The sequence below is a fragment of the Mesorhizobium sp. P2_B5 genome, assembly GCF_056404775.1.
In genome coordinates, this window is sequence record NZ_JBFUDJ010000003.1 from 541,336 (window position 1) to 553,460 (window position 12,125).

Below are 12,125 nucleotides of genomic sequence, written 5' to 3' on the forward strand. Positions count from 1 at the left end.
CTGACGGATCGCAGAGATATTTCACCTATCTCGCGATGCCGGCGACCCGTTCGGGGTATTGCACGGCCAGCATCGAATTGTCGGCGTGGCTGGCAAAGATTGCACTGACCTTTTCCGCGTCGAACCTCGCCCTGCGTTTGCGCTTCTCATCGTTCAGCAAAATGCCGCTGATGGCGTCGAACTTGCGTCCGAGGTTCTTCATGATGCCTCGCTTGATCGGCCAGCTGCGGCTGAAGCGGCCGGCCCAGGGCGTGCCTTTCGCCAGATCGCGGTAGATCGCCATGGCGTCGACCTCGACACCGACCGGGCGAGGCTCCCAAGGTTTGCCCCAGGCGAAGTGGCGGGCGTAGGACCTGCTGAACGGAATCTGGCTGCTGTAGTTGGTCATCACGTTCCAGAACGGATGCATCGTCTGCCACCGGCCTTCGAAGGCCACGTTCAACGCGCCTTGATCCATTCCGTAGACATGTTCCGACGCCAGCTGCCGCGTACGCTCCAGGAGCCCCTCAGCCCTGAGTAGCGGCATGTTGAAGAGAAGAACGCCAGCATTGAATTTCGGCGCACCGGGCTGCATCGGCAGATGTTGCCTGTACTTCACGTCGAAGTAGGTCTGCTCATCGTGAGCGGCCAGCAACGGCGCGTTGAGCGGTGTGTTGCAGAGATCGGCTATCGATCGGTTGAAGAGCACGTCGGCGTCGGAATAGGCGATGCGGTCATATGGCTCGAATTCAGGCAATTTGTCCGCGAACAGCCTGATGTAGGTCGCAAGGGTGGGATGCGTTCCACGATTGAAGTTCGTCGCCTCCATGAACTTCGTTACGTCGATGATGCTGATCCTCCCACCGAGCAAACGCTCGCCGGCAGACCGGTCTTCGCTGGGGATGATGCCGGTGTGCAAAATAAAGCCGTCGACTGGGCCGGATAGATCCAACACACGGCGCGCTGCCAAGCAGGTGTACGGAAAATACCTTTGATCGGCGGCGAAAAAGAAGCATGACGTTTGCGACACAGTCTAATTCTCCTGCCCTGCGCCTTACGGATTGAGGTCGCGGATATCTCAAGCGAAACCGCCGAGTACTTCGGGAAATTGCACGGCCATCGCACCGGCAAGGGCATGCTCGGCATACATCTTATGGACCTTGCTGCCGTCATACCGTGCGCGCCGCCGATACCGATCCTTGTTCGGCAGCATCCCCATGATGCCGTCGAACCTGCGGGCGAAGCGCCTCATGACGCCCCGCTCGAAGGGAATGCGCTGCATAAAGGGCTGAAGCCAGGGCGTATCCCTTGCCAGACCGCGCCAGACGGCAAGCGCCTCGGGCTCCACGTCGACCTGGCTCCCCCACGGCTTGCCGCCGGCGAAATGCCGTGCATAGGCTTGGGCGAACCGAAATTCCTTCGTATCGTTGGACATCAAATTCCAGTTCGGATGCATCGTCTGCCACTTGCCCTCGAAGACGATGTTCAGCGCGTTCTGGTCGTTCATCTGCCCGGCAACGGCCACGTCCCTGGCGCGGTGCAAGAGGCCCTGTTCACGCACCAACGGCATATTGAAGACGATGATACCGGCATTGAAGTAAGGCGCTCCCGGCTGCATCGACAACTTCTGCCGGTAGCCAGGGCGGAAATACATATAATCGTCATGGGCGGCCAACAACGGCGCATTCAAAGTCTGGCCCACCAGGTCACCGATATCCCGATTGAACAGAACATCGCAATCGACATGGGCGATTCGGTCGTAGTCCGTGAACTGAGGCAATTGGTCGGCGAAAAGCCGCACAAAAGTGCCGACATTGCTCGGCCGGAAAGTATGGCCGGCCTGCGCAAACAACGCCGAGACGTCCATTATGCGAAGGCCGTTCTTCAGCAGGCGATCAGCAACACGCATATCGGTATCGCGTGCACCGACATGCAAGATGAAGCCTGGCGTTGCTTCTCCCGAAACGTCCAGAATTCTGCGCGCCGCCAAGCATGCATACGGAAAATAGTTGGCGTCAGCCGCTAGAAAAAAACAGGAATTCGCCACGCACAATCCTTCTAATCGATATGGGCGAGCCATATCGCCTTGGCGTAGCGTCGACAAGGCCGGATGCCTGGCGACTTTTCCGGTCCAACGCGCCGTTTTAGCGCTTGCACCATAACCCTTGAAAATATATGGCTTTGCGCGGTCCGGAGTGTAGCGCAGCCCGGTAGCGCACTTGACTGGGGGTCAAGGTTGCTCAGGCCAATTTCTTCCTATCTTTCAGTGCTTTAGAAGCTCGCTTCTCAATTCCGGTGTGACTCCCGGTGTGATTTGCTGCCTCCATGGCAATACGCATGTCCTCGATCATCGCATGGGCGTATTTCGCCGTGGTGGTGATGTCCTCGTGGCCCAGCATTCTCTGCACGATCTTCATGTTGCCCTTGCGCAGGGTTCTCGTCGCGGCTGTATGGCGCGTGTCGTGGAACCGGAAGTTCTCCACGCCTGATTTGTCTCTGTAGCGTCGCCAGGCTGTCTTGAAGCCTTCCATCGTGATCGGGTAGCGGGTCCCTCTAACGAGTTTGAGACGTTCGTTTGTTCTTCGGGCAATGTAGGTGAAGACAGACGCCGGATGGTGGTCCTTCAGGACCCACAAGAGGGCATGCACCGCGTCTGTCATCGGGATGACCCTGGTCTTATCGCCCTTGCCAGTGACGGTGATCGTCCTGCCGAAGAAATCAATGCGGGACCACGCGAGGTCCACGATCTCCATGCGACGGCAACCGGTTAGGAGCGCAAACCGAACAGCGGGTTCGTAGTCCCCGCGCATCGCTTTCAGCAGGCGCTTCTCTTCGTCTAGGCTGGCTTCACGAACGCGTTCCTTCGGCTCTTTGAGCATATGCCTGCTCCAGTCGATATCACCGACCGGCACCTTCCAGGTCTTCTTCGCACGGGTCATAATACCGCGGAGAGGAACTGTAGCGGTGCGATTGACCGTGGCGTTGCTGACGCCGTCGCTGCGCCTCTGCGATACCATCGCAGCCACCAAGGAGTCCGAGATCCGATCCAACGTGATGTGCTTGCCAAAATGATCGAGGAGCCACCCGATAAAGCGGTAGTAGTTATCGGAATTGGCCAGGTGTTGCCCCACCTCCAGCCAATAGCGAGAAGCAGCTATCTCGAGCGTCATTGGTCCTTCGGCGGTGAAGCTGGCAGCCGTCTTCAGCTTGCTTTGCGCTTCCTGTCGCTTGAGTTCTAGGACGCGCTCCGCCTGGCGCTTGTTGCTCGTGCCCGTGGGACCGGAAAATCGACGACCGTGAAATTGGAAGTCAAAGGTGTATTCTGATTTGCCGTGCTTTCGGTATACCGGCATGCTTTTTGGCTCCGCTTTGCAATGAACTCGGCAAGGTCGTCTTGTTTATAGCGACGGGTGGGCCTCTTGCCCTCAAGACCAATGTTCACCCAGGGCAAAGCGCCTTCGTTCGTCAGCTCGAGCAGGTGCTTCGGAGTGACGGCGAGCAATTCGGCAGCTTGAGCGGGGGTGAGCAACCTCAACATCTTTGAGGTTATAGCGATAAGTCGACCGGCTACTTTCACGAATTGTTACGGCCACTCAACTTCGCTTATGCCTGATAGCCTCGAGAAACGCCCCTTTGATTTTGGAGCATTCTTGCTCAAGTTCGGGTTCGCTGCCGCGGTCGTTGCCAGAGAGGACTGAACTCTGAATGACACCAGCAAAATCAATGACTTACGACATACTTTGTAACATTGTGACGATCGACAAAATGACCGACGCCTGTGACCTCAAAGACGAATTTGGGCGTCGGCTTTGCCTTGGCCCCCGGTTGCGTTAGCATGAGCACAAATTAGCTATCGCTGACGAATCGGATTTCGCTGAGGGGGCGAAGATTCATGGAGATGCAGCAGGTCCGCTATTTTCTGGCCCTGTCCAATACGCTTAATTTCACAAGAGCAGCGGAAGAGTGCAATGTCACGCAGCCGGCTCTGACGCGCGCAATCATGACCCTTGAAGACGAATTGGGTGGGGAGTTGCTTCGGCGCGAGCGCCAGCATTCCCATCTGACCGAGCTTGGCCGGCGCATGCTGCCCCTGCTGCAACAATGTTACGATGCTGCCACTTCGGCAAAATCTCTTGCCAAGGCGGTGCAAAGCAGTGACGTCGCTCCACTTAACGTCACCATTTCCAACAGCATCAACATAGCGCTGCTGGTTTCACCCTTCACCGAGCTTTTCCGAGCCTACCCAGGCGTGCATCTCAAGATCAGTCGCGGTTCGCCGACCGCTGTCATCGAAGCCCTTAAGAAGGGTGAGGTCGAACTGGCGGTTGCCGGCCCGCTGGGACAGGCCTGGGATCGGCTCGACACGTGGCCGCTTTTCCAGGAAGCGATCGAACTGGTTGTGAACTCCGATCACCCTCTTGCTCGCCGAAACGAGGCGGACGTCGCGTTGAGCCAGTTGGCCGCAGAACCCGTGCTCAGTCGGATCGACTGGGAAACGAGCGAAGATCTGTCGCGCGGTCTCTCGGCCAAAGGAATTACCCCTCGCACCGCACATGAGGTTGAAACCGACCAGGATCTGCTGGCGCTGCTGGAAGCCAATGCCGGCGTTGGCTTTGTCTCGGTGACTGCACCCCGCTCGCCCAACGTCCGCAGACTCAAGCTGCGTGATCTGGATGTTTCTCGGATCGTCGCCGTCTACGCAGTCGCCGGCCGACATCGCTCGCAGGTGGCTATGACGCTCCTCAACCTCCTGCGATCAACCGACTGGTCGACATTTGGCGTCAGCGAGCCCGTCTGAGCGCCGCGATCAAGTCGTCGATGTCCATCCGCCGACGGTAGTCGGGATCGACGAACCGATCTGTGATGATGCCATCAATCCCGACAACGAAAGTGGCTGGGATCGGCAGGAACCAGCTGTTGTTGCCCTGATAGTTCGGTAGATCGAGGCCAAGGCCCATCAGCCGCTCCATCTCGGCTCCCACCCAGATCGCCAGGTTGAGCGACAAAGCGTAGCCATTGTCCATATCGGTCAGGAAAGGAAACTGCGCACCAACCGAAGCCTTCATCGCCTTCGCGAATTTGCGCCGCTCCGGCATGATCACCACGACCTGGCCGCCGAGAGTCGCAATCTCCTGCTGGGCTTCGACGATGCCGATCGCATTCAAGCGACAATAGGGACACCAATGTCCGCGCTGAAAGGTAATGACAGCCGGCCCGTGGCTAAGGATTTCAGATAGGCTCACGAGCCTGCCCTCGTCATCAGGCAGCAGGAATGCGGGCATAACATCGCCGGGGGCGGGAGCACTTGCACCAGCTCCCTGTTCCTTGAGGCGCGCCACGAGCCGGTCAACCGCGTCAGCGAACTCCGAGTTCAGTCGGCGCACTGCGCTCGCGATCACCGCCAGCCTCTCGTTGAGAGGTGCATCGAGTTCGATGGCAGCCTGGACGGACTGTTCAAATGTCATTGGCTGGTCGTCGGCGGCCATTTCTGCACTTTCGCAATTTCCATGCAGCCTAACATTGAAGCCCCACGGGCACGGCCATGCTTTTCTTGCATGGAGTCGATGCCCTGCGTGCATCGAAGCTATGCGGATTCATCTTCTGTTCGGTATTGCAGCTCGAATCGTTACATCAGATTTCCTGACTTCCGAAGCGGAAGTCTGAAAGCGGCAGCCAGGCATCGCGTGTGGCTACTGTCACAGCCATCCCCGCACCACCGCCACCGAGGATCGCGACATCATATTTTTCCACCGTCCCGGTCTACCGAGATTCAATGCAATTTGACCCGCGGTTTGGTGCGGTGCGACAGGATTCCCACGATCGTATCCCGCATGGTCTTGAAGGTCCCGTGCACCGCCTTGAGATGCATCTTGTAGAGCGAATGATACATCAGCCGGGCAAGCAAACCCTCGACCTTCAGCCCGCCCACCAGGCTGCCAAAGGTGCCGTAGTCGGCCAGTGAAACGAGAGAACCGTAGTCGCGGTAACGGAACGCCGGCGCCCCCTGCCCTTCGAGGCGTGCCGCGATCACCTTGACCATATGATCGGCCTGCTGATGGGCTGTCTGGGCGCGCGGCGGCAAGGGATCTTCGCTGCCGGGCAACACACAACTCGCGCAGTCGCCGATCGCAAACACGCTTTCATCTCCCTTTGCCCGTAGCGTCGCATCCACGACCAGGCGGTTGATGCGATCCGTATCAAGGCCGTCTAGCCTCTTCAGAAAATCCGGCGCCTTTATCCCCGCGGACCATACGACGAGTTCAGCTGGCACGAACAGCTTCTCGCCAAGCCTAATACCGTCTTCTGTCACTTCGGTGACCTTTATGCCGCATCGGATCTGGACGCCGAGATCAACAAGCCGGCGCGCGGAAGAGCGCGCAAGGTGTTCCGGCAAAGCCGGCAGGATGCGCGGTCCTGCCTCGACGATGCTGATGCGGATCAGCCTTTCGAAATCGATGTTGTCCAGATTGTGCGAGGCGATTTCTCGCATCGACTTATGCAACTCGGCGGCCAGTTCAACGCCGGTGGCCCCGGCGCCAACGATGACGCAATGGAGTTGGCCTGGTGAAAGCTTCTCGTATTGGGCGTTCGCACGCAGGCAGGCGTCGATCATGCGCTTGTTGAAACGGGAGGCCTGACCGGTCGTGTCGAGCGCGATGGCGTGACGTGCCGCCCCCGGCGTTCCGAAATCGTTGCTGACGCTGCCCACGGCCAGCACAAGCGTGTCGTAGCCCAACACCCGCGGCGGAATGATCTGTCTGCCGTCGTCGTCGAAGCTCGGCGCCACAAAAACCTGGCGCTTGGCGCGGTCAAGGCCGACGACTTCGCCGATCCGGTAGCGATAGTGGTGCCTGCTGGCATGTGCGATGTATTCCACAGCATCGCTCGACGGATTCAACGTGCCGGATGCCACCTCGTGCAGAAGTGGCTTCCAGACATGTGTGCGATTGCGATCGACGAGCGTTATGGAAAGCCGCCGCTTGCCGAATTTCCTGCCGAGCCGTGTTGCCAACTCGAGTCCACCGGCACCTCCGCCGACGATAACTACGCGATGCCGTGAGCTGTCGGCATGAGATGGCGTCTCCGGTATCGTGCGGAAAAGCGCGGCGTTGTTGGCGAGCACGGCTTCCGGAACCAGCCGCATCCCAGGAGTGATGATCTGCATCGGTAGTCTCCGTCTTTTCCTCGGGCTCGCCGCTGGAAGAACTCACTCTGGCGATTCGTGAATAACGATGCCCTGGAGCATGTCGACTTCGCATTCCCACGGCTTCTCCGAGAGGACGCGTTGCCCGTGTTCGTATCCGGCCTGCCAGCGGGTGCGGATGCCGGCGCGGGTAAAGTCGATGTCCTTGGTGTGGTCCTCGCCGTCGAGGCGCGGTGACAGCAGCCGAACGAGATGCATGACCGACGGACATCCATAGGACGCAAGCTCCTTGAACATCGGATCCTCGCGCTGCTCTTCAGGGACCAACTTTCCCATTTCGCGCACGACGTGGCGCAAGCGATGCAGTTGCTCCTGCCTAGCAACGTGGCTCCGGCCCCGGCTGGCGTATTGAAGGTCCTTCTGCCGGCCCATGACCTGCCAGATCGATTTCGGCTCGGTGGCGCGAGGCTGCCACATATTGACGGCAAAGATCAGCGCGTCGCGCCGCGGACGCGCGTCGAGCACGACCTCGATGGGCGTGTTCGAATAGATGCCACCATCCCAGTAAGGCTCGCCGTCGATACAGACCGCCGGGAAGGCCGGCGGCAAGGCGCCCGACGCCATGATGTGGGCCACCGACAACGGCATCAGGCTGCTATCAAAATATTTGAGTTCGCTGGTGTTGACGTTGACAGCGCCGACTGTCAGCCGCGTGTAACGGCGGTTGAGGCAATCGAAGTCGATAAGGTTGTTTAGCGTCCGCTTCAGCGGATCGGTGGTGTAGTAGGAGGCATTCTCCACACCCACTTCCCGATTGACCCCGAACATGGCGCTTGGGTTGGGCTCGAAGAATCCCGGTATGCCACGTATCACCGTGCCCATATTGGCAAAAATGTTGCTTGGAACCATCATCCGGAAGAACTCGTCGAGCGGACTGCTGCGGCCGACCCCATCCCAGAATTCGCGCAGTCTTGGCAGGCGGTCTTGTAGTTCATTTCCGGCAATGAGCGCGGCGTTGATTGCACCGATCGAGGTGCCAATCACCCAGTCCGGCTCGATACCGCCTTCGACCATCGCCTGGTATACGCCAGCCTGATACGCGCCTAGCGCGCCGCCGCCCTGCAGGACCAGCACGGTCTGTCGCTGGACCGAACCACCGGCCACATTGGCGGCCGCTTGCACAGGTTCCGACGCCGAAGGATTTCTGGTGATCTTGTTCATGGTTGTTCAGCTCCTCGTTGCCGGATTCAATGGGCGGTCCAGCCGCCTTCGATCGGCATGATCGCGCCGGTGATCGAAGCCGCATCGTCTGAGGCCAGGAACAGGCAGAGCGCCGCGACCTGAGCGACTGTGACGAACTGTTTGGTTGGCTGGGCTGCCAGGAGCACGTCCTTGATCACCTGTTTTTCCGTGATCCCGCGCGCCTTGGCCGTGTCGGGTATCTGCTTTTCGACCAATGGGGTGAGGACGTATCCTGGGCAGACCGCATTGACGGTGATGCCTTGCTCAGCGACTTCAAGCGCGACCGTCTTGGTCAGACCGGCGACCCCGTGCTTGGCAGCGACATAAGCGGATTTATACGGTGAAGCGACGAGCGCGTGGGCAGATGCAACATTGATGATGCGACCCCATTTGCGCTCTTTCATGCCCTGCAGCGCGCGCCGGATCGTGTAAAACGACGACATCAGATCGATCGCCACGACTGTTTCAAATTTTTCGATCGGAAAGTCGTCAATCGGTGCGACATGCTGGATGCCGGCATTGTTGACGAGGATGTCTACCGCGCCGAACTCGGTGATTGCCTTGTCCATCATCGCGGTGATCGCGCTGCCCTTGCTCATGTCCGCGCCGTCGTAGCGAACAGTCACCCCATGGTCCGCGGCAAGCTTTGCCCGCCGCAACTCGATCTCGCCGGGATCGCCGAAACCGTTCAGAACAATGTTGCAGCCCTTCGCAGCGAAGGCCTCGGCAATGCCTTGGCCAATGCCGCTGGTCGAGCCTGTGATCAGTGCCGTCTTTCCTTTGAGCATCGTTGTTTCCTACGGTTGAAGCTGCAGCCGAAATGGCCTGCAAACGGCTGCGAGCAACGGGCATTAGCACCCGGGTCTCGACTTCTGGGCCAAGTATGGCGGCTGGCTCGGGACAGCGGAAATGCCGTTGAGACATGGATTCGATAGCCCACGGTCAGATCGCCAACTGTCGCCTGGGATATCAATTGCCGGGTCGGGTTGTTTGACGTTGGGGCAGCTAGTAAGATCACCCGGCAATGCGGGTCGTGCCGTATGCCAGCCGCTGGGGGAGCGCGCAGTGGAGATCAGCCAGGTCAGGTATTTCTTGGCCGTCGCCAAGGAACTGAATTTCACCAGGGCGGCCGAGCTGTGCAACGTTACGCAGCCGGCACTGTCGCGCGCAATCAAGCTGCTCGAAGACGAGTTCGGCGGCGCGCTTTTTCACCGTGAGCGACGCTTTACCCATCTGACGGAACTCGGTCGCATGGTCGAGACCTATCTCGAAGGCGTTTTTGAGAACTCCCGGCAGGCAAAGCAGATTGCCGAGCAATATGTGCACCTGAAGAAGACGCCTCTCCGGGTCGGCATAATGAGCACGATTGCTCCGGACGAAATCATCGAACTCATCTCGTCCGTGCGCACACACCATCCGGGCGTGGAGCTTCATCTTTGCGATGCCGATGCCGTGAGCTTGCGCAAACGACTGCTCGGAGGAGATCTAGAGGCAGCAATTTACGCGTTGCCGTCAAATGTGCCCGATGAGGAGGTTCACTCCTTGCCGCTGTTTCAGGAGCAGATGGTGATGGCCGTTCATCTGAACCATCGGCTGGCCAACCAGCGCAGCGTGCGGGTGACGGATATGAGCAATGAGACCTACATCCACCGCAACAATTGCGAGTTTGCCGGTTATGCTGATGCCATTCTGGCCGACCAGGGCGTCACGGTCAGTCCCGTCTACTGGAGCGATCGTGACGATTGGACACTCGCTATGATCGCCGCCGGGCTTGGTTTTGGGTTCATGCCCGAGCATACCGCCAAGCACCCCGGAGTGGTGCCGTTGCCGATCACAGATCCGGAATTCTGGCGCGAGGTCAATCTCGTCACGGTGCGCGGCCGCAGGCATTCGCCGGCGGTTGGCGCACTCGTGCGCGAGGCCACGCAAAAGAAGTGGTTCGGCGAGCGCGCAAAGGCGTTGTCCGCCGCGGAATAGCCTCTGCGCCCCAGGACGTTCTTTCGCAGGCCGGGGCGATGAGCCTCCGGCACCTGTCCACACGCTCAGTTCTTCCTGATTGTCGAGGTCACGGACTGGATGACCTCGGTTGCCATCTTGAACTGCGGGGTGCGGTCGGTGATGCCATGACGCTTGGCGATCCAGTCGAAATCGCTATAGGCGGCGTAAACCGCGCCATCCGCAGTCTGGTAGACCAGCACGCGCACCGGCCAGTCGAGACCGGCTTCGGGATTGGATGTGATGAAGGTTGTGCCGAGCGCCGGGTTACCGAACATTACCAGCCGCGACGGCCTGACATCGTTGCCGGCATTGTTGCCAAGCTTTGCCTGGTCGATGACGCCGAAGAATTTGATGCCCTTCTTGAGGACATCTTTTTTGATGCGGGCGACGGTTTCAGTGACGGAATAGTCGCTCTTCACCGTAACGACGCCGTCCGAAGCGGCAGCCGGGACGGCGAGCGCCACGATCATGGCGGCGCCGGCAAGCAAGGTTTTGAGGCAAGTGGTCATGTCAGTCTCCTTTGTTGGATGGTCAAATTTCGGGGTGCTAGGTCTTTGGTGTTTGCAGCATGCGCGCGACCACGATCGCACCGGCGAGGACCGCGGCGAGCACAGCCACACATGCGGTCCAGCCAATTCGGTCGTAGATTTGGCCGATGACAAAGCTGCCGGCGAGCCCGCCCGCATAGTAGGAGGCGAGGTAGATGCCGCTTGCGGCGGCTCGGTCGCGCGAGGCGGTCCGGCTGACGTGCCCCGTGGCTAACGCCTGCGCCAGGAAGGTGCCGATGGCGACCAGCGCCATCCCGGCAAGAACGATCGGCAGGCGGGGCGTGAGCAGCAGAAGCAAACCCAGGATCGCCAGCGCAAGCGTAGCGCCGATGCCGATCCGTGGGCCGAGGCCCGCAGCGACACGTCCGGCGAGTGGCGTGGTCAGCATGGAGGGCAGGAAGACGAAATACACCAGCCCCAGTGCCATCGGCGACAACGATAGCGGCGCAGCGACGAGCTGGAAGTTCACATAGGTGAAGGTGCCGATGAAGACGAAGAGGATCAGGAAGGCGATCACGAAACAAGCGCGCAGTTCGGCATTCTCCAGCGGGCCTTTCCAGGACGCGCGGGCAGGTTGACCGCCCGTATCGGCCCCTATCGTTGCAGAGGTCTTTTGCAGCGTGAACCAGACGAGCGCCGCGCCAGACAGATTTAGGGCCGCGAAGGTCAGGAAGTTGGTGGAGATGCCGAACGTGTCGGCGACGGCCGCCGACATCAGTCGTCCGAAGAAATTGCTGGCGACATTGCCCGTCACGTAGGCGGCGAGCGCACTGGTCGTCTGCCGCGCGGAAAAATGCTCGGCCAGATAGGCCATCGTCAGCGTGAACGCGGTCGACATGCAAAGGCCTTGCGCCACCCGCAACAGGGCGAAGACGACAATGCTGTCTGTTTGCGAAAGCAGCGTCGTTGGGATGGCGAGGGTGGCCAGGCTGATCCAGATGCCATTGCGGCGATCGATGCCGCGCCCGAACAGAGCGACCGCGATCCCGGCCACCGCCATGCCGAACGTGCTGGCATTGACGGCGAAGCCCATGGTCGCGCGGCTGACGCCGAATTTTATCACCAACGAAGGCAGGATTGCCTGCGTGGCGAACAGGTCGACGAGCGTGAGAAACGCTATCAGTGCAACGAGGCCGAAGCGCCAGCTGTCGGCAGCCACTATGCGCAGCCGAGTCGGTTGCGTGTGTTCACTCATCGTCATGACAGGGCTCCGT

12 protein-coding genes are annotated in these 12,125 nt (G+C 59.6%); 2 read left to right on the forward strand and 10 right to left on the reverse strand.

Features of this window, described 5'->3' with window-relative positions; translation table 11 throughout:
• Positions 1–25: 25 nt before the first annotated feature.
• The 4 genes from AC1D1N_RS15415 to AC1D1N_RS15430 form a co-directional block, all read right to left on the reverse strand.
• Positions 26–1,009, reverse strand: coding sequence for a glycosyltransferase family 8 protein (locus tag AC1D1N_RS15415; protein ID WP_477349440.1), 984 nt, complete (start codon positions 1,007–1,009; stop codon positions 26–28).
• A 48-nt stretch (positions 1,010–1,057) separates the two neighbouring features.
• Positions 1,058–2,026 carry a glycosyltransferase family 8 protein gene (locus AC1D1N_RS15420; protein ID WP_477349442.1) on the reverse strand — a complete coding sequence of 323 codons (969 nt, stop codon included), beginning with the start codon at positions 2,024–2,026 and terminating at the stop codon, positions 1,058–1,060.
• A gap of 193 nt (positions 2,027–2,219) precedes the next feature.
• A complete protein-coding gene (locus tag AC1D1N_RS15425) occupies positions 2,220–3,332 on the reverse strand; it encodes a tyrosine-type recombinase/integrase (protein WP_477349444.1) in 1,113 nt (370 codons plus the stop codon).
• A complete protein-coding gene (locus AC1D1N_RS15430; RefSeq protein WP_477349530.1) occupies positions 3,215–3,517 on the reverse strand; it encodes a helix-turn-helix domain-containing protein in 303 nt (100 codons plus the stop codon). Before AC1D1N_RS15430 ends, AC1D1N_RS15425 begins: the two co-directional genes overlap by 118 nt.
• A 354-nt stretch (positions 3,518–3,871) precedes the next feature.
• On the opposite strand from AC1D1N_RS15430, the gene AC1D1N_RS15435 reads away from it, so the two are divergent.
• On the forward strand, positions 3,872–4,777 hold the full coding sequence (locus AC1D1N_RS15435) for a LysR family transcriptional regulator (RefSeq protein WP_477349446.1): 906 nt from the start codon (positions 3,872–3,874) through the stop codon (positions 4,775–4,777).
• Here the strand turns inward: AC1D1N_RS15435 and AC1D1N_RS15440 are convergent.
• The 4 genes from AC1D1N_RS15440 to AC1D1N_RS15455 form a co-directional block, all read right to left on the reverse strand.
• Positions 4,761–5,465 carry a peroxiredoxin-like family protein gene (locus tag AC1D1N_RS15440; RefSeq protein WP_477349448.1) on the reverse strand — a complete coding sequence of 235 codons (705 nt, stop codon included), beginning with the start codon at positions 5,463–5,465 and terminating at the stop codon, positions 4,761–4,763. The two genes, AC1D1N_RS15435 and AC1D1N_RS15440, sit on opposite strands and share 17 nt — an antisense overlap.
• A gap of 284 nt (positions 5,466–5,749) precedes the next feature.
• Positions 5,750–7,144, reverse strand: coding sequence for an NAD(P)/FAD-dependent oxidoreductase (locus AC1D1N_RS15445; protein WP_477349450.1), 1,395 nt, complete (start codon positions 7,142–7,144; stop codon positions 5,750–5,752).
• 42 nt (positions 7,145–7,186) lie between these two features.
• On the reverse strand, positions 7,187–8,344 hold the full coding sequence (locus tag AC1D1N_RS15450; RefSeq protein ID WP_477349452.1) for a patatin-like phospholipase family protein: 1,158 nt from the start codon (positions 8,342–8,344) through the stop codon (positions 7,187–7,189).
• 26 nt (positions 8,345–8,370) lie between these two features.
• Positions 8,371–9,153 carry a 3-hydroxybutyrate dehydrogenase gene (locus tag AC1D1N_RS15455; protein WP_477349454.1) on the reverse strand — a complete coding sequence of 261 codons (783 nt, stop codon included), beginning with the start codon at positions 9,151–9,153 and terminating at the stop codon, positions 8,371–8,373.
• Positions 9,154–9,430: 277 nt separating this feature from the next.
• On the opposite strand from AC1D1N_RS15455, the gene AC1D1N_RS15460 reads away from it, so the two are divergent.
• Positions 9,431–10,342 (forward strand): LysR family transcriptional regulator, encoded by a 912-nt coding sequence (locus AC1D1N_RS15460; RefSeq protein ID WP_477349532.1) that lies wholly within the window; start codon positions 9,431–9,433, stop codon positions 10,340–10,342.
• A gap of 65 nt (positions 10,343–10,407) precedes the next feature.
• Here the strand turns inward: AC1D1N_RS15460 and AC1D1N_RS15465 are convergent, their stop codons facing one another.
• Positions 10,408–10,872 carry a DUF302 domain-containing protein gene (locus AC1D1N_RS15465; RefSeq protein ID WP_477349456.1) on the reverse strand — a complete coding sequence of 155 codons (465 nt, stop codon included), beginning with the start codon at positions 10,870–10,872 and terminating at the stop codon, positions 10,408–10,410.
• A gap of 37 nt (positions 10,873–10,909) precedes the next feature.
• Positions 10,910–12,112 carry an MFS transporter gene (locus AC1D1N_RS15470; protein WP_352558677.1) on the reverse strand — a complete coding sequence of 401 codons (1,203 nt, stop codon included), beginning with the start codon at positions 12,110–12,112 and terminating at the stop codon, positions 10,910–10,912.
• Between the last annotated feature and the right edge of the window lie 13 nt (positions 12,113–12,125).

Coding starts and splice junctions, on each gene's coding strand:
- AC1D1N_RS15425 (WP_477349444.1), bottom strand. CDS start 3,332: ATGCCGGTATACCGAAAGCACGGCAAATCAGAATACACCTTTGACTTC.
- AC1D1N_RS15430 (WP_477349530.1), bottom strand. CDS start 3,517: ATGTTGAGGTTGCTCACCCCCGCTCAAGCTGCCGAATTGCTCGCCGTC.
- AC1D1N_RS15435 (WP_477349446.1), top strand. CDS start 3,872: ATGGAGATGCAGCAGGTCCGCTATTTTCTGGCCCTGTCCAATACGCTT.
- AC1D1N_RS15440 (WP_477349448.1), bottom strand. CDS start 5,465: ATGGCCGCCGACGACCAGCCAATGACATTTGAACAGTCCGTCCAGGCT.
- AC1D1N_RS15445 (WP_477349450.1), bottom strand. CDS start 7,144: ATGCAGATCATCACTCCTGGGATGCGGCTGGTTCCGGAAGCCGTGCTC.
- AC1D1N_RS15450 (WP_477349452.1), bottom strand. CDS start 8,344: ATGAACAAGATCACCAGAAATCCTTCGGCGTCGGAACCTGTGCAAGCG.
- AC1D1N_RS15455 (WP_477349454.1), bottom strand. CDS start 9,153: ATGCTCAAAGGAAAGACGGCACTGATCACAGGCTCGACCAGCGGCATT.
- AC1D1N_RS15465 (WP_477349456.1), bottom strand. CDS start 10,872: ATGACCACTTGCCTCAAAACCTTGCTTGCCGGCGCCGCCATGATCGTG.
- AC1D1N_RS15470 (WP_352558677.1), bottom strand. CDS start 12,112: ATGACGATGAGTGAACACACGCAACCGACTCGGCTGCGCATAGTGGCT.